A 16,185-nucleotide genomic window follows, 5' to 3' on the forward strand; every position below is an offset into this window, starting at 1 on the left:
GGAATTGAGCAAGTCCCTGCAAGCCATTCGTGGCATGAACGATATCCTTCCGGCCCAGACGCCCGTCTGGCGTTATCTGGAAACCACTTTTGCGCAGCTGCTCGAAAGCTATGGCTACAACGAGATTCGCTTGCCGATTCTGGAATTCACCGATCTGTTCGCCCGTGGTATCGGGGAAGGTACCGATGTGGTCGACAAGGAGATGTATACTTTTCTTGACCGCAACGACGAATCGCTCACATTGCGGCCGGAAGGCACTGCTGGTTGTGTACGCGCCGTGCTCGAGCATGGCATGACCGGAGGCGGTCAAGTACAGAAACTCTGGTACGCCGGCCCTATGTTCCGCTATGAAAAGCCGCAAAAAGGCCGCTATCGCCAGTTTCATCAGATTGGTGTGGAAGTCTTCAACCAGCCGGGGCCAGACATCGATGCAGAGCTGATCGTGCTCACGGCTCGGTTGTGGAAGAAGCTCGGTATGGCCGATGCGGTCAGTCTGCAGTTGAACAGTCTCGGTTCAAGCGAGGCGCGTGCAGTATATCGCGATGCACTGGTCGCCTATCTGCAGCAGCATTTCGATCAGCTTGATGAAGATAGCCAACGCCGCCTCACCACTAATCCGTTACGCATTCTCGACAGCAAGAACGCTCAAACGCAGGCACTGCTGGCGGACGCGCCTACGTTGCACGACTATCTAGATGAAGAGTCCCGCGCCCACTTCGAGGGCCTGAAGGCTCGTCTGGAATCGGCCGGGATTGCTTTTCAGATCAATCCAAAGCTGGTGCGTGGCCTCGACTATTACGGGCGCACCGTGTTCGAGTGGGTAACGGACAAGCTCGGTTCGCAAGGTACTGTCTGTGCGGGCGGACGCTACGATGGTCTGGTCAGTCAGTTCGGCGGTAAACCAACGCCGGGTGTCGGCTTCGCAATGGGAATCGAGCGATTGGTATTGCTGCTCGAAACCCTCCAGGTCGTTCCGGATGAGCTGAATCAGCCTGCCCATGCTTATATCTGCGCCTTTGGCGACGCGGCCGAACTTGCGGCGCTGGCGCTGGCCGAGCGTCTGCGGGATGCGCTACCGGGGCTGCGCCTGTTAGTCAACGCTGGAGGCGGGAGTTTCAAGAGCCAGTTCAAAAAGGCTGACAAGAGCGGCGCGCGGTTCGCCCTGATCTTAGGTGACGACGAGCTGGCTGGCCACGTGGTAGGTTGCAAGCCGCTGCGCGACGACAGTGAACAACAAAGCATTGCCTGGGATGCTCTTCCCGAGCGTCTGGCTGCCTGTCTGGCTTGAGCCGATAGGCCTGAAAATAGCGAATTGAAGGAGTGACGGTGTGACCTCGGGTAGCGAAGAAGAACAGCTGGCGCAAATCAAGGAGTGGTGGCAGCGTAACGGCAAGCCGTTGCTGTTAGGGGCTGCAGTTGCCCTGGTGGTCGTATTCGGCTGGCAGTACTGGCAGCGATATCAGCTCAACCAGTCCCAAAGCGCGTCGGTCATCTATCAGCAACTGCTGAATGCAGCTCTGGAGCAGGACGGCGCTGACGCCGCTGAAGTCTCGCGCTTGGGCAATCAGCTGCAGAAGGAGTTTTCCGGTTCTCACTATGCCCAGTACGGCAACCTGTTCGTAGCCAAGGTTGCGGTTGAATCAGGGCGTCTCGATGATGCTGTGACCGAGTTGCAGGTCGTGCTGGATAAGCCTGCTGACCAGACCCTCGAAGAACTGGCCCGTCAGCGTTTGGCCCGTGTTCTGGCCGCGCAGGGTAAAGCCGAAGAAGGGCTCGCGCTGCTCAAAGGCGATGCTGTGGAAGCTTTTGCCGCCAGCCGTGAAGAGTTGCGCGGTGATTTGCTGGTGGCGCTCAAGCGTCCTGACGAGGCCCACGCCGCCTATTCCAAGGCGAAAGAATTGCTGTCTCAGGATGCCGCGATCGGCGGCTTGCAGCTGAAACTAGATGACCTGGCTCGCGGAGAGGCGTGAATTGATGCGTTGGACGACTGCAGCACTGCTCACCCTGGCCGTACTGGCAGCGGGTTGCAGCAGCAATGACAAGAAAGAGCCTGAACCCGCCGAGCTGGTCGAGTTCGATGCAGAGATTCAGCTGAAAGAGGAATGGAGCCGTTCGATTGGCAAAGGTCAGGGCGAAACCTACAACCTCCTGACGCCGGTCGTATACGGCAACGAGATCTTCGCTGCGGACGTGAAAGGCCTGGTTGTCGCGATGGACCGCACGACAGGAAAAGTCAACTGGAAAAACGATCTCAACGTGCCGATCTCGGGTGCCGTTGGCGCAGGCTACGGACTGATCCTGCTCGGAACCTTGCGCGGAGAAGTGTTGGCTCTGGACGTCTCGACCGGCGAAGAGCGCTGGCGCAGCCAGGTCAGCAGTGAGGTACTCGCGGCCCCAGCCGTTAACGGCGATGTAGTGGTTGTTCAAACGCAGGATGACCGGGTCGTTGCCCTCGAAATCGACACCGGCAAGCAGCGTTGGAGCTACGAGAGCTCGCCCGCTGTGCTGACGTTGCGCGGCACGGGCGAACCATTGTTGACCAACGAGCTGGCGATCGCAGGGCTGTCCAGCGGCAAAGTCGTAGCGCTCGATACCCGACGTGGGCTGCCAGTATGGGAGCAGCGGGTCGCCATCCCCACGGGCCGTTCCGAATTGGAGCGCGTCGTCGATATCGATGGTGGGCTGCTGCTTTCAGGCGGCACCCTGTATGTCGCCAGTTATCAGGGGCGCGTCGCGGCCCTGGATCTGGAAACCGGGCGTATCCTCTGGCAGCGCGACGCCTCCACCTCGTCTGGCGTGGCAATGGGGTATGGGAGCGTCTACGTCAGTCAGGCCGATGGCACTGTGGTCAGCATTGATGAACGTTCCACGACCGCCCTCTGGAGCAACGATGCGCTGGCTCGCCGCCAATTGTCAGGGCCGGGGGTCTTCTCCAGCTACGTAGCGGTCGGTGACAAGGAGGGCTATTTGCATTTGTTGAGTCAGGTGGATGGACGCTTCGTTGCCCGTACCCGCATCGACAGCGATGGTGTGCGTGTGCAGCCAGTGGTTGAAGGTGACTGGCTGTTTGTCTACGGTAATGGCGGAAAACTGGTCGCACTGACCATTCGCCAAGCGGACTGAGGCCGCGTCAGTCCCTTTGTCTCGCCTCGGCGGGACGCTATACATGGCCGCTGCCTTGCAGCGGCCTTCGTGTTTTCTGAAATATCGCAGTGGAGAGCCGTATGGTTCCCGTAATCGCCCTGGTGGGCCGTCCGAACGTCGGTAAATCGACCCTGTTCAACCGTCTGACCAAGAGCCGAGACGCTATCGTCGCGGAATATGCCGGTCTGACCCGTGATCGCCAGTACGGCGAGGCCAAATGGCAGGGCCGCACCTATATAGTTATCGACACGGGGGGGCTGACCGGAGACGAGCAGGGTATCGATGCGAAGATGGCCGAGCAGTCGCTGCAAGCGATGCAGGAAGCTGACGCGGTCATGTTCATGGTGGATGCGAGAGCGGGCATGACTCCGGGCGATCAGATGATTGCCGAGCATCTGAGAAAGATGAACAAGCGCCACTTCCTTGTAGCCAACAAGGTCGACAGCATCGACCCGGACATCGCACGCGCGGAATTCAGTCCGCTTGGCCTTGGCGATGCGTTGCCGATTGCCGCGGCGCACGGCCGCGGCATCAGCCACATGCTCGAGCAGGCCCTTGGTATGTTCCCCAAGGACAACGCCGAGATGCCAGAGGCAGAGAGCGAGGCCGAGGAGGGTGAGCAGGTCTCCGAAGGCCAGGAACTCAAGCGCATCCCTGGGCCGAGCGAAAAGGATGGCATCAAGATCGCGATCATTGGTCGGCCCAACGTCGGCAAATCGACACTGGTCAACCGTATGCTGGGTGAAGAACGCGTCATCGTCTATGATCAGGCCGGCACGACGCGGGACAGCATCTACATCCCATTCGAACGCGACGACGAGAAGTACACACTGATCGATACCGCAGGTGTGCGTCGCCGAGGCAAGATTTTCGAAGCCGTCGAAAAGTTTTCAGTCGTCAAAACGCTACAGGCGATCCAGGACTCGAACGTGGTCATCTTCGTCATGGATGCACGCGAAGGCGTAGTGGAACACGATCTGAATCTGCTTGGCTTTGTTCTGGAAAGCGGTCGTGCATTGGTCATCGCGCTGAACAAGTGGGACGGCATGGAGCCGAGCGAGCGCGACTACGTAAAGACCGAACTCGAGCGTCGCTTGTTCTTCGTTGAGTTTGCGGACATCCATTTTATCTCGGCCAAGCACGGCACGGGCGTTGGCAACTTGTATAAATCCGTGCAGGCCTCCTTCAAGTCAGCCGTAACCCGCTGGCCCACCAGTCGCCTCACCCAGATTCTTGAGGATGCCGTTCGAGAGCACGCGCCACCGATGGTCGCCAGCCGCCGCATCAAGCTGCGGTATGCGCACCTTGGCGGGGCCAACCCGCCGCTGATCGTGATTCACGGCAACCAGGTCGACGCCATCCCCAAGTCCTACACCCGTTATCTTGAAAACACCTATCGGCGTGTGTTGAAACTGGTCGGAACGCCGATCCGTATCGAGTACAAGGGCGGCGAAAACCCGTTCGAAGGCAAGAAGAACACGCTGACGGATCGCCAGGTCAACAAGAAGCGTCGCCTTATGTCCCACCACAAAAAGGCCGAAAAGAAGCGTCGCGACAAGCGCTGAGCCTAAGTCTGCTTCGTCGGAAACCGGTCCATATGCAGGGCCGGTCGTGCATGTCCAGGCTTAGCAGGGTGGCGGCCCAGGCAACACAATGGCTGTGCGCCATCGGCTGTCGGTTGCTGCTTATCTGCTCAGTACCGCCCCGGATCACGCCCTGCAGAGTTGGATAGGCATCGCGCGCAGGTTGTCCCATTGAGAGTGGGCAGAGTAGAGGGCATGTTGTGCTTCTGGCAGGTATTGGATGACAGAATCATCCAGTCAGTGATCCTAGGGAGCAGCAGTCGTCAGATACCGCGTGCCCTCGTATCGAGTTGCTTTGATCGGCTATTCTGTTTTCTCTGCTGCTGCTCCTGCGGCAGACCTGTCGGAAGGCGTTCATGTTCATCAGTAAACTGCCCAATGTCGGCACCACCATCTTTACCACAATGTCCCAGCTGGCCGCTCAGACCGGGGCGCTGAACCTGTCCCAGGGCTTTCCTGATTTTGACGGCCCCGACGCGCTGCGCGAGGCGCTCGCTCGGCACGTAATGGGTGGGAATAACCAATATGCGCCTATGGCTGGTTTGCCAACGCTGCGCGAGCAGGTAGCGATCAAGGTAGATTCGCTATACCGCCGCCAGGTCAGCGCCGAACAGGAAATCACCATCACGCCTGGCGCTACGCAAGCAATCTTCTGCGCGATTCAGGCCGTGATACGGCCGGGTGACGAGGTCATCGTGTTTGACCCGTGCTATGACAGTTACGAACCTGCTGTGGAGTTGGCCGGCGGTGTTTGTATTCATCAACCCTTGAGCCTCCCTGAGTTTTCAATCGACTGGCAGCGGCTCTCCGATGCGATCACCCCTCGCACTCGGATGATCGTGCTGAACACCCCGCACAATCCCAGCGGGGCGCTAATCGACATGACGGACCTGGATCGCCTTGCGGCGCTGATTCGCGACCGTGAGATCTACCTGCTCAGCGATGAGGTGTACGAGCACCTCGTGTTTGATGGTCGGCAGCACGCCAGCGTGTTGCGCCACGAGGAGCTGTTCCAGCGCGCTTTCGTCGTCAGTTCGTTTGGCAAGACTTATCACGTCACGGGCTGGAAGACCGGCTATGTGATCGCACCGCCAGCCTTGACCATCGAGCTGCGCAAGATTCATCAGTACGTCAGTTTTACCGGCGTCACACCGCTGCAGTGGGCGCTGTCCGATTTCATGGCGGCCCATCCGGAGCATGTAAGCGAATTGCCGGCGTTCTACCAGGCCAAGCGTGACCTGTTCTGCGATTTGCTCGCCGGTTCCAGATTCAGCTTCACCCGAGCTGCTGGCACCTATTTCCAGCTGGCCGACTATTCGGCGATTCGGCCGGATCTCGATGATGTAGCCATGTCCGAATGGCTAACCCGCCAGCATGGTGTGGCAAGCATCCCGATATCGGTTTTCTATCAGACACCTCCTGCAGAATCACGGCTAGTCCGCTTCTGCTTCGCCAAACGAGAGGAGACGCTGCGCCAAGCAGCACAACGACTATGCGCGATTTGAATACGTTGCCGGATCTCGAACTGGCGCTCATCCAGACCTCTCTCGTCTGGCAGGATGCCGCTGCCAATCGTGACCGTTTTATCGGTCTACTGGACGAAGCTCGTGGCGTCGACCTGATTGTCCTGCCTGAAATGTTCACCACGGCGTTCTCGATGGATTCCGAATCGCTTGCCGAACCCGAGGAAGGGCCGACCTACGCATGGCTTCGCGAGCAGTCCGCGCGGATGGACGCGGTTATAACTGGCAGCGTGATCATCGAGGCGGCAGACGGCACTCACCGCAACCGACTGCTATGGGCTCGGCCAAATGGCGAAATCTTGCACTATGACAAGCGCCATCTGTTTCGGATGGCCGGTGAGCACAAGCACTACACGGCGGGCAACCAGCAGGCGGTATTCGAGCTGAACGGCTGGAACGTGCGACCCTTGATTTGCTATGACTTGCGCTTCCCGGTCTGGAGCCGTGATCCGCACGACACCGATCTCTTGCTCTACACCGCCAACTGGCCGGCTGCGCGACGCAATGCCTGGAACCGGTTACTCCCTGCGCGAGCTATTGAAAACCTTTGCTACGTTGCGGCAGTGAACAGGGTAGGCGAGGATGGCAAAGGTTACCCCTACAGTGGAGACAGCCAAGTGCTCGACTACCTGGGGGATACGTTGCTGGACGCCGGCGATGCCGAGGGGGTATTCCGGACGCGGCTGCGGGCAGCCGATTTGGCCAAATTTCGCAGCAAATTCCCTGCTTACCACGACGGCGACGCATTCGAGCTTAAGCTTTGACCAAGGGGCGACCGTCACCGGTTCGCTCCAGCGCTATGTCTGTGGTGCCACAGCACGCCGCCGTAGATCAGTGCATTTACCAAGACGACCACGGCGGCCAGCAGGTACTGCACCGGTACGCTCAGCCAGGCCGGATAGATCAGCGGCACTAGGTAATGCTCGATGAAGCCGGCCTCGTAGCCGGCGCTGCCCGCCAGCTGGCGCAGCAGATTTTCCCAATGGGTAAGGGGGCAGGGTCGCCCGGTTAGCTCGACGAAGATGCCCCACGCAATTGCTGGAATATGCAGCAGCAGAAATCCGCGCCTCCAGGCGACCAGCAGCCCACCCAGTAGCACGAATACGATGAACGTGAGATGCAGTAGCAGTACTGCATCGGCTCCGATTCTGTAAAGCATGCGTGACTCCGCTATGCCTGCTGGGTCAGCCGGCTAATCTGTCGATCCTGCGGGCGCGCCAGTAGGGTGACGGACAGTATCGCTCCGAGCAACGCCATGAACATGTCTGACTGTGTATCCCAAGGGTCTCCTTGTGTGCCGAGGAAATCCTCTGCGCCTTGGCCGGCGAGGAGTGCTACCCACCATTCGATCAGTTCATAGAATGCGCTGAACGCCAGTGCGACGCAGAGTGCGATAAACCCCAGCATTTTCCCGGGCGCCACCAGACGACAACGTAGCAGAATCTCCCGCGCCAGCAGCGCAGGCGTCACTCCCTGGATGAAATGACCAAGTTTGTCGTAAGGATTGCGGCTGAGGTCCAGCCATTCCTGTAGCCAGAAGCCCGCCGGAACCCGGGCATAGGTGTAGGCACCGCCAACGATCAGAATCAGTGCATGTATGGCTATGACCACATAGAGCAGGCGCGTCAGTGGGAAGCGTTGATAGCTCCACAAGAGCAGCGGGGCGGCGATCAGCACTGGCGCGACTTCAAGCAGCCAGGTCGCTCGGTCATGTGGCGCCACGCCGGAGCCGACCAATGCCAGCAGTACGAGCGATCCGAGCGTGGTGTAGAGCGTCCTGTCCCGCATTGTTGTAGCCATGATTATCCATTGAGCTAGCAGCATGCAGTGCGCGGCTGCCCAGGTGCAACTGCACGTGCAAGGTTCAGCCTAGCTGTCCAGGCCATCCTTTCTGGACATCGCGAGCTGTAGCCTTCGCTCAGATAAAGACCGATCGGAATAGCGACCCGGCTCTGCAAAGCCGCAGCGCGTTGAGCGGACGGTGACCAGGGACGTACGCGCACTAGAGAATCACATCCGTACGGGCACGACGATCATCGGGGTCGATTATGAGCCACGCGTAACAATCACCTGATGGCTAACCGAGCCTTCCGGTGGCCCAGTCGGTTGATCTGCAGCGAGGCGAGGATGGTCAGTCCACCCAGCGTTAGCAGTAGCAGATCAGTCTCTGTGCCCCAGAACAACAGGTTGAGCACCAGTCCCACCGGCACCGCCATGTTGTTCATCACGGCTAGCGTGCCGGCGTCCACCTGAGTCGCGCCCTTGTTCCAGCAAAACTGCCCCAGCGCAGTCGCCAGCACGCCCATCCAAATCAGCACGCTCCATTGGCTGGTTGTGGTTGGCAGCTTGTCAGGGTTGCCGAACATCAACCAGGCAGGCAACACGATGACCAGCGCACCCAGGAAGAAGTAGCCAAAACGGCGATAGAGCGGGACATCAGAGGGGTAGCGGTATGCCAGATGCTTATAGCCGACCTGGCCAGCGGCAAAGGTGAAGTTCGCCAGCTGCATCAAGAGGAAGCCACCAAGGAAATCACTGGACACGCCGTCATAGCGGATCAGCCCAGCGCCCAACACAGCAACGGCAGCCGCCACCAATGCCCAGGGGTTGAAACGACGGTTTATCGCGTCATCGATCAGCGTGACGTGCAAGGGGGTCAGTACGGTGAACAGCAGCACTTCCGCGACAGTCAGCACATTGAAGCTCAAGTAAAGACAGATATAGGTGACGCCAAACTGCAAGGCGCCAACCAGCGTTACCCCGGCAATGAAGCCCGGCGCAACGCCCCGCCAGCGGGTTAGCGGAAGGAAGAAAATGCAGGCCAGGACCACACGCGTCAGCACAGCGAAATAGCTGTCCACCTGAGCGGCCAGGTACGCACCGATGAGGTTGAAGGAATATGCCCAGAGCAGGGTGACGAAAATAAGGTAGCGCATGCCGACTCCTCAGAAGGTCGGCGACCTTACCGGCTCGGCGTTGACGAGGGAAGGCCTGAGGTGACGGTTCTACAGCTCAAGAGGCGCAATGGGGGGCAAAACGCGCTCAAGTTGGCTAGACCAACGAAAAAGGGGAGGCTTGAGCATCCCCTTGCTTGATTTCACCGAGGCATTCAGGCGGCTTTGCTTTGTGCTTCTCGCAGTGCACGGTTCAGTGCGCTGAAAAGCGCACGAATGCTGGCAGTGGTGATGTTTTCGTCAATGCCGATGCCATGCAGCGGTCGCTCGCCGTCCAGGCGCACTTCGATATAGGCCGCGGCCCGCGCGTTGCTGCCAGCACCAATCGAATGCTCGTGGTAGTCCATGATTTCAAGCTTGACTGGAAGGCCCGCTACCAGTGCTTCCAGCGGGCCTTTGCCGATGCCGCGCCAATGCATGGTTTCACCTTCGCTGGTTACTTCCACATCCAGCGCGCTTGTGCCGTTCTCTTCCTGGAGGCGATGGCTCTTGAGCGTATAGGGCGCAGTAGCCTGCAGGTATTCGGCCTCCAGCAAGGCATAGATTTGCTTGGCGCTCATTTCCAGGCCTAGCCGATCTGTTTCTTTCTGGACGACCTGACTGAACTCGATCTGCATGCGGCGCGGGAGGCTGATCCCGTACTCCTGTTCGAGCAGATAGGTGATGCCGCCCTTACCAGATTGGCTATTGACCCTGATCACTGCTTCGTAGCTGCGACCGATGTCGGCGGGGTCAATCGGCAGGTAGGGCACTTCCCATAGGCCATTCGGATCCTGCTGACTGAAACCCTTGCGGATCGCGTCCTGGTGAGATCCGGAGAAGGCAGTATGGACCAGGTCGCCGACGTAGGGATGACGGGGGTGCACTGGCAGCTGATTGCATTCCTCGACCACCTTGCGTACGGCGTCGATATCGGAAAAGTCCAGTTGAGGGTCAACGCCCTGGCTGTACATGTTCAGCGCGACGGTTACCAAGTCGACGTTACCGGTGCGCTCGCCGTTGCCGAACAAGCAGCCCTCGACCCGATCAGCACCAGCCATCAGGCCCAGCTCGGTGGCGGCTACGCCAGTACCCCGATCATTGTGCGTGTGCAGGCTGATCAGCACGCTGTCGCGCTTGTTGATATGGCGTCCAAAATACTCGATCTGGTCAGCATAGATATTGGGCGTGGCGGCTTCCACAGTCGCCGGCAGGTTGAGGATCAGCTTCTTCGAGGGCGTCGGTTGGAAAACCTCAATAACGGCGTTGCACACCTCGACCGCAAAGTCCGTCTCGGTCGAACTGAACACTTCCGGGGAGTACTCGAAGCGCCAGTCGGTTTCCGGGGCGGCATCGGCCAGGCGCTTGACCACCTTCGCGGCGTTGACCGCGATGGTTACGACACCAGCCTTGTCCTGGTTGAAGACGATGCGGCGGAAGCTCGGAGCGGTGGCGTTGTAGTAATGAACGATCGCTCGTTTGGCGCCTTTGAGCGACTCGAAGGTGCGGCTGATCAAGTCTTCGCGAGCCTGAGTCAGCACTTGAATGGTGACGTCATCCGGGATGTGACCGCCCTCGATCAGCTCGCGCACGAAATCGAAATCGGTCTGCGATGCCGAGGGAAAGCCTACTTCGATTTCCTTCAGGCCAACCTGCACCAGCGTTTTGAAGAAGCGCATCTTCTTGCCCGCATCCATCGGCTCGATCAGCGACTGGTTGCCGTCACGCAGATCCGAGCTCAGCCAGATAGGAGCCTCGGTGATGGTTTTGGAAGGCCAGGTACGATCCGGGATGTTCAACGGCGCAAAGGCGCGGTACTTCGTCGCTGGATTCTTGAGCATGGTCATGGCGATTCCCCATGGATAACGTGGCGGAGAAGTGCCGCTCGCGCGTGCACCAATCGTAGATGCTGCAAAAGTATTGCGTGGATGTGTGTGGTTGCAAGAACTGTTTTAAAAATGGCAGTTTTCACCCTATATCGGACAAGTGCGCAATTTATAGCTGAATTATTGAGTTATATGAGCATTTGCTGCCCGTTCTGCTGCGGCCTCATGTCGCCGGAAACGACTCTGGGCGTGCGATCATCCGGCCGCTTCGCTGGAACCATTATCACCTGATCCGGGTATGCATCGTTGACACGCAAACGGCTATGGTCATCTAGCATCTGGCTTGGCCTATTCGCCATGCTGATGATTCATGTCGGCCCGCTTTATTCGGCGCTGCAAGCCAAACCGTCGGCTGGCGAGCATTCCCATGCGCACCAATCGGCCCATGCGGTGCCTGCTGGAGCTGCTCATCACGGCACGGGCGGCGCGCAGAATCCGACCTGGCTACAAGCGTTGGATCTCTGCGGCTATTGCGAGCTGCTGACGCTTAACCCTCCGCTGACTCTGACGCTCGAGCTGGCGATGCCACGGTTCCGTCCGGCTTTTGCTTCGTCCCGTCCGGTCGAGCTGTTGTTGCCTGCAAGGCGCCATATTCAGCGACACCCCTGCGCACCTCCCGTTCTGCCTGGTTGAAGCCTCAAAGCCATCCACACACGGCTCCGGCAATGTGGTCAGCAAGGATTTCCATGACAGTTCGGGATTTGGTGTCTTCTCGCTCAACGGCGCCTATCGCCTGAGCCCGAACTTCAAGGTCAGCACCGGCATCGATAACCTGTTCGACAAGGCGTACAGCGAGCATCTCAACCTAATGCCGGTTTCGGCTTGTCCGCCGATGAGCGCATCAACGAGCCCGGTCGCACCTACTGGGGGCGCGTTGACCTGAGTTTTTAAGAGCTGGCAGCGGATCGAAAGGCGATGCCGCTTTCGATCCGCTTGCTAATCCCGTCTCGCTTATTCGTGCCCGCTGTGTTGAAAAGTGCTGCGGGCGCCTGCACGATCCGGTTGCAGTACCGGTGCGCCATCTTGCGCGAGCGCCTCGCGCCAGTCCCGCATGTCGGCTCCGCTCGGGTGTTGGAACACACGCAAACCGAACTCCGGCAGAATCGCCAGCAGGTGGTCGAAAATGTCCGACTGGATCGCCTCGTATTGAGTCCAGGCCACAGTATTGGTGAAACAATAGATTTCCAGTGGCAAGCCATCCGCGGTTGGGCTGAGCTGGCGCACCATCAGGGTCATCGCCTGATGAATCCCACCGTGACTGCGCAGATAACGTTCGACGTAAGCCCTGAAGCTGCCGATGTTGGTAATGCGCCGGGTGTTTACCGGTTCCTTGCCGCGCTCTTCGAGCTTGGCGTTCCATTCGTCGATCTCCCGGCGCTTCTCGGTCAGGTAGTCGTCGAGCAGATTGAAGCGGTGCAAACGCTTGCATTCATCGTTGCTCAGAAAGTGCACGCTTTGCTGATCCAGAAACAGGCTGCGCTTGATCCGCCGTCCACCGCTTTCCTGCATGCCCCGCCAGTTCTTGAACGAGTCGCTGATGAAGCGCTTGGTCGGGATGTTGCTGATGGTTTTGTCCCAGTTCTGCACCTTCACCGTATGCAGGGCGATGTCGATGACATCGCCGTCTACGTTGAGCTGCGGCATTTCTACCCAATCACCGACACGGATCAAGTCGTTGGAGGTGATCTGCACGCTGGCCACCAGCGACAAGATGGTGTCCTGGAAGATCAGTAACAGCACCGCTGCCATTGCACCGAGGCCGGACAGGAGAATCAGCGGCGATCGGTCGATCAGTGTGGCGATGATGAGGATGGTCGCAACCGCATACACGACGATCTTCACGACCTGCAGGTAGCCCTTGATAGGGTGCACATGAGCATCGGCCCGGCGCCGGTAGATCATGTTGATGATGTCCAGCAGTGCCCCCAGTGCGAGGGCGATCGTTAACACGATGAAGCCACTGCAGACGTTGCGCACCACTGTGACAGCCGCTTCAGGTAAGCCCGGTACAGCGTTCACACCGACCGAAAGGACCAGCGCCGGCACGATGTTGGACAGCCGACGGATAATCCCGAAATCCTGCAGTTCCGATTCGCGCGAGCTGCGTACGATCTGGTAGACGCCGCGGACAAGGATGCGTTTGACCACCCAGTTGGCGAGCCAGGCGGCGAATACTAGCGCCGCGCTGGCGACCAATGTCTGCAGTTCAGGGTGGGCTCTAAGCCAGTCCAGCCAGATCCTGAATTCGTCCTGCATGAAAGTGCTCCGTCAGATGGCTGTTAGCGGCGCGTTTGATCAGCGGATGAATTCACGGCTGATCGAGCGGAACAGGTCGGTGCCGGCCTGCTCCATCCACTCGAACGCGACCATTTCCCGGGAGACGATGCTGGCTCCAGCCTGTTGCATGCGCGCTAGGCCGAGCGCTTTGTCACTGGCGCGACGCGAGCCGACGGCTTCTTCTACGACGAAGACCTGATGACCGCGAGCCAACAGGTCGAGCACGGTCTGCAGTACGCAGATGTGGGTTTCGATACCGCTGATGATGAACTGCTTGCACTCGCCGCCGGGACGCTTGAACAGCTCGCCGTCGCGCGCTGCTGAAAAATGCAGCTTCTCGATAATCGCTTCGTCAGCCATGCCGTCGCGCAACGAGGCGATGGTAGGGCCAAGCCCTTTGCTGTACTGCTCGGTGAACAGCACTGGCACACCGACGCGCTGGGCAACCTGAATCAGCCAGGCGCTGTGCTCGGCCAATGCGGTGTGGCCTTCGATAGCGGGAAATAGCCGTTCCTGGATGTCGATAATGAGGAGGGTCGAATCCTGCGCATTGATGAGCATATTGGGTCCTTGGGTCGGGTCAGGGTTTGAACGCACCGATGAAGATCGACGGATCGACACGCGCATCGTTAAGGCTGACGTTCCAGTGTAGATGCGGTCCGGTGGCACGGCCTGTGGAGCCAACTTTTCCCAGCACGGCGCCGCGTGAAAGTTCGTCGCCGACATTCACGTCGATTTTCGAGAGGTGACAAAACATGCTGATCAGCCCTTGGCCGTGGTCGACGAACACCGTGTTTCCGTTGAAGAAATAGTTTCCGGTGAGGATCACCTTTCCGGCTGCTGGCGTCTTGATCGGCGTACCGGTCTCCGCTGCGAAATCCAGCCCCGAATGCGGGTTGCGCTCTTCGCCGTTAAAGAAGCGCCGCAGGCCGAACGGTGAGGAGAGCGGGCCGTTGACCGGCTTGTCGAACAAGAGGTTGCTGGGCTGGCGAGGGCTGAACTGTCGGTAGGCCCGCGTCTGTTCGTCCAGTTCGCGCTGGATGCGCTTGAGGTCGGCAGGGTTCGGGTTCACCTGCCGCTGGTTTTTCAGCGTGATGTGCTGCTCGCGGTAGGTGCGGGGCTCGACGCGGAAAGCTTGCGCGCGGCCGTCAACGTCCAGCGATTGCTGGCCCGCCTTGACCGTCAGCGGTATCCCGACGATGGCAATCCAGCGCTTGTCGTCTTCGCGCACCACCAGGACCGGTTTGCCGTCGTACCGTGCTTTTGGCGCGCTGGCCTCGTTACCCAGGTCTATGACAGCAACGCCGCCGGGTACTGGCTTGTTGAGCAGGCGGGTGAGAAAACCCTCGGCGTGAACCGGGAGCGACAAACACAGCAGCAGGGCAAGGGCAAAACGCATGGGATTCCTGGGCAGAGAATGGGTTAATCCAGCGATGACAAGGTCACAGGCGTCTGATGGTTGTCTTCGACCCTGACGTCCAGTTCGCCTTCACCCAGTCGTGCCTTGAGGCGTTGGCCGGGTTGGGTCTTGTCGGCACGTCGAATCGCCTGGCCGCGCTCATCGAGCAGAATGGCGTAGCCACGTGACAGCGTGGCGAGCGGACTGACGACATTCAGTGTTTGCGCCAACCCCCGTAGCTGGTGGCGATGACCCTTGAGCGTTTCCTGCATTGCGCGAGGCAGGCGGCCGGACAAATGATCGAGCCGTTGGCGCAACAGGGTCAGGTTTCGCCCCGGGTGTTGCCCGGCCAGGCGAGTCTCGAATCGAGCGAGGCGTTCTTGCCCGGCGCAGAGCCGACGGTCGATGCCGCGCAGCAGCCGTTGTTCCAGATCGTCGATACGCTGGGCCTGCTGCTGCAAGCGTTCGCCCGGGTGGCGCAGTCGCCGCGTCAGGCTTTCCAGATGTGAGGCGCTGCGGTGCAGACGATCGCGCATACGGAGCAGCAGGCGTTGTCGCAAGCCTTCGAGTCGATGGCGAACATCAGCACTGCTGGGGGCCAGGAGCTCGGCGGCGGCGGAAGGCGTCGGGGCGCGGACATCGGCGACGAAGTCGGCGATGGATACATCGGTTTCATGGCCAACAGCGCAGACGATCGGCGTCTCACAGGCAGCGACGGCTCGAGCGACGCTCTCCTCATTGAAACACCAGAGATCCTCTAGCGAGCCGCCACCACGCGCGAGGATCAGCGCATCGAAATCGCCACGATCGGCCAGTTCCAGCGCACGGACAATTTGCGCCGTCGCCTCGCGACCCTGGACAGGGGTCGGCACCAACGTCAGGGCGACATGCGGTGCGCGTCGGCGAAACACCGAAATGATGTCCCGGATCACCGCGCCGGTGGGCGAACTGACGATACCAATGCGCCTCGGATGAAGGGGCAAGGCGCGCTTGGTGGCCGCGTCGAATAAACCTTCAGCGCTCAGCTTCTCTTTAAGGGCTTCAAAGGCCAGACGTAGCGAACCGTCGCCTGCCGGCTCGACGTTATCCAGGATCAGCTGGTAATCGCCGCGCCCCTCGAACAGCGACACCCGCCCGCGAACCTTTACCGCCAGGCCATCGCGCAATGCCTGACGCACGCGCAGCGCGTTCTGTCGGAACAGCGCGCAGCGGACCTGAGCGTTCTTGTCTTTGAGCGTGAAGTACACGTGGCCGGACGCAGGCTTGGCCAGGTTTGATATTTCACCTTCGACCCAGACCTGGGCGAAGACGTCTTCGAGCAGCAGGCGTGCACGACCGTTAAGCTGGCTGACAGTCAGCACTTCGCGATCGAGATTCAGGCGTTGAAAAGGATCATTGAGCATGGCGGCGATGATAAGGGAAAAGTGCCTCGATGGGCGT

The 16,185-nt window shown here is 59.5% G+C and carries 15 protein-coding genes and 1 pseudogene; 8 read left to right on the forward strand and 8 right to left on the reverse strand.

The features are described from left to right. The first annotated feature begins 4 nt into the window (after positions 1-4). The 6 genes from hisS to JQR87_RS06020 all read left to right on the forward strand — a co-directional run bounded on the left by hisS (position 5) and on the right by JQR87_RS06020 (position 7,014). Positions 5-1,288, forward strand: a complete 1,284-nt coding sequence (hisS, locus tag JQR87_RS05995) for a histidine--tRNA ligase (RefSeq protein ID WP_407291683.1) — start codon at positions 5-7, stop codon at positions 1,286-1,288. A 40-nt stretch (positions 1,289-1,328) separates the two neighbouring features. Beyond that, positions 1,329-1,970: a YfgM family protein gene (locus tag JQR87_RS06000; protein WP_407291681.1), complete on the forward strand. Its 642-nt coding sequence runs from the start codon at positions 1,329-1,331 to the stop codon at positions 1,968-1,970. Positions 1,971-1,974: 4 nt separating this feature from the next. Then, positions 1,975-3,123 (forward strand): outer membrane protein assembly factor BamB, encoded by a 1,149-nt coding sequence (gene bamB, locus JQR87_RS06005; RefSeq protein WP_407291680.1) that lies wholly within the window; start codon positions 1,975-1,977, stop codon positions 3,121-3,123. Between the two features lie 101 nt (positions 3,124-3,224). Next, on the forward strand, positions 3,225-4,709 hold the full coding sequence (gene der, locus JQR87_RS06010) for a ribosome biogenesis GTPase Der (protein ID WP_407291678.1): 1,485 nt from the start codon (positions 3,225-3,227) through the stop codon (positions 4,707-4,709). 374 nt (positions 4,710-5,083) lie between these two features. After that, positions 5,084-6,232, forward strand: a complete 1,149-nt coding sequence (locus JQR87_RS06015; protein ID WP_407291677.1) for a pyridoxal phosphate-dependent aminotransferase — start codon at positions 5,084-5,086, stop codon at positions 6,230-6,232. Continuing rightward, positions 6,220-7,014 (forward strand): amidohydrolase, encoded by a 795-nt coding sequence (locus tag JQR87_RS06020; RefSeq protein WP_407291675.1) that lies wholly within the window; start codon positions 6,220-6,222, stop codon positions 7,012-7,014. The genes JQR87_RS06015 and JQR87_RS06020 overlap by 13 nt, the downstream gene beginning before the upstream one ends. A 14-nt stretch (positions 7,015-7,028) precedes the next feature. On the opposite strand, the gene JQR87_RS06025 is transcribed toward JQR87_RS06020, so the two are convergent. The 4 genes from JQR87_RS06025 to leuA all read right to left on the reverse strand — a co-directional run bounded on the left by JQR87_RS06025 (position 7,029) and on the right by leuA (position 11,030). After that, on the reverse strand, positions 7,029-7,409 hold the full coding sequence (locus JQR87_RS06025; RefSeq protein ID WP_407291674.1) for a DUF2784 domain-containing protein: 381 nt from the start codon (positions 7,407-7,409) through the stop codon (positions 7,029-7,031). An 11-nt stretch (positions 7,410-7,420) separates the two neighbouring features. Continuing rightward, positions 7,421-8,074 (reverse strand): DUF2238 domain-containing protein, encoded by a 654-nt coding sequence (locus JQR87_RS06030; RefSeq protein ID WP_407291672.1) that lies wholly within the window; start codon positions 8,072-8,074, stop codon positions 7,421-7,423. Between the two features lie 242 nt (positions 8,075-8,316). Continuing rightward, positions 8,317-9,186 carry a carboxylate/amino acid/amine transporter gene (locus JQR87_RS06035; RefSeq protein ID WP_407291669.1) on the reverse strand — a complete coding sequence of 290 codons (870 nt, stop codon included), beginning with the start codon at positions 9,184-9,186 and terminating at the stop codon, positions 8,317-8,319. Positions 9,187-9,359: 173 nt separating this feature from the next. Then, positions 9,360-11,030, reverse strand: a complete 1,671-nt coding sequence (leuA, locus tag JQR87_RS06040) for a 2-isopropylmalate synthase (RefSeq protein WP_407291668.1) — start codon at positions 11,028-11,030, stop codon at positions 9,360-9,362. A 336-nt stretch (positions 11,031-11,366) separates the two neighbouring features. On the opposite strand from leuA, the gene JQR87_RS06045 reads away from it, so the two are divergent. Then, complete coding sequence (locus JQR87_RS06045) at positions 11,367-11,702, forward strand: DUF2946 family protein (RefSeq protein WP_407291666.1); 336 nt, start codon at positions 11,367-11,369, stop codon at positions 11,700-11,702. A gap of 25 nt (positions 11,703-11,727) precedes the next feature. Further along, positions 11,728-11,960, forward strand: a pseudogene (locus JQR87_RS06050) (TonB-dependent copper receptor); the annotation flags it as partial. Between the two features lie 60 nt (positions 11,961-12,020). On the opposite strand, the gene JQR87_RS06055 reads toward JQR87_RS06050, so the two are convergent. From JQR87_RS06055 to xseA, 4 genes are read right to left on the reverse strand one after another with little or no spacing between them, the layout of a single operon-like run. Further along, entirely contained in the window at positions 12,021-13,325 is a 1,305-nt protein-coding gene (locus tag JQR87_RS06055) for a mechanosensitive ion channel family protein (protein ID WP_407291664.1), read from the reverse strand. A 39-nt stretch (positions 13,326-13,364) separates the two neighbouring features. Next, positions 13,365-13,907, reverse strand: a complete 543-nt coding sequence (locus tag JQR87_RS06060) for a hydrolase (protein WP_407291663.1) — start codon at positions 13,905-13,907, stop codon at positions 13,365-13,367. Positions 13,908-13,926: 19 nt separating this feature from the next. Beyond that, positions 13,927-14,745 carry a peptidoglycan DD-metalloendopeptidase family protein gene (locus JQR87_RS06065; RefSeq protein ID WP_407291661.1) on the reverse strand — a complete coding sequence of 273 codons (819 nt, stop codon included), beginning with the start codon at positions 14,743-14,745 and terminating at the stop codon, positions 13,927-13,929. Positions 14,746-14,768: 23 nt separating this feature from the next. Beyond that, entirely contained in the window at positions 14,769-16,148 is a 1,380-nt protein-coding gene (gene xseA / locus JQR87_RS06070; protein ID WP_407291659.1) for an exodeoxyribonuclease VII large subunit, read from the reverse strand. Positions 16,149-16,185: the final 37 nt, after the last annotated feature.

This window comes from Stutzerimonas stutzeri (assembly GCF_051028275.1).
Taxonomy (GTDB): domain Bacteria; phylum Pseudomonadota; class Gammaproteobacteria; order Pseudomonadales; family Pseudomonadaceae; genus Stutzerimonas; species Stutzerimonas stutzeri_AS.

Coding starts and splice junctions, on each gene's coding strand:
- leuA (WP_407291668.1), bottom strand. CDS start 11,030: ATGACCATGCTCAAGAATCCAGCGACGAAGTACCGCGCCTTTGCGCCG.
- bamB (WP_407291680.1), top strand. CDS start 1,975: ATGCGTTGGACGACTGCAGCACTGCTCACCCTGGCCGTACTGGCAGCG.
- JQR87_RS06030 (WP_407291672.1), bottom strand. CDS start 8,074: ATGCTGCTAGCTCAATGGATAATCATGGCTACAACAATGCGGGACAGG.
- JQR87_RS06065 (WP_407291661.1), bottom strand. CDS start 14,745: ATGCGTTTTGCCCTTGCCCTGCTGCTGTGTTTGTCGCTCCCGGTTCAC.
- JQR87_RS06045 (WP_407291666.1), top strand. CDS start 11,367: ATGCTGATGATTCATGTCGGCCCGCTTTATTCGGCGCTGCAAGCCAAA.
- JQR87_RS06020 (WP_407291675.1), top strand. CDS start 6,220: ATGCGCGATTTGAATACGTTGCCGGATCTCGAACTGGCGCTCATCCAG.
- JQR87_RS06060 (WP_407291663.1), bottom strand. CDS start 13,907: ATGCTCATCAATGCGCAGGATTCGACCCTCCTCATTATCGACATCCAG.
- JQR87_RS06055 (WP_407291664.1), bottom strand. CDS start 13,325: ATGCAGGACGAATTCAGGATCTGGCTGGACTGGCTTAGAGCCCACCCT.
- JQR87_RS06015 (WP_407291677.1), top strand. CDS start 5,084: ATGTTCATCAGTAAACTGCCCAATGTCGGCACCACCATCTTTACCACA.
- der (WP_407291678.1), top strand. CDS start 3,225: ATGGTTCCCGTAATCGCCCTGGTGGGCCGTCCGAACGTCGGTAAATCG.
- xseA (WP_407291659.1), bottom strand. CDS start 16,148: ATGCTCAATGATCCTTTTCAACGCCTGAATCTCGATCGCGAAGTGCTG.
- JQR87_RS06025 (WP_407291674.1), bottom strand. CDS start 7,409: ATGCTTTACAGAATCGGAGCCGATGCAGTACTGCTACTGCATCTCACG.
- JQR87_RS06035 (WP_407291669.1), bottom strand. CDS start 9,186: ATGCGCTACCTTATTTTCGTCACCCTGCTCTGGGCATATTCCTTCAAC.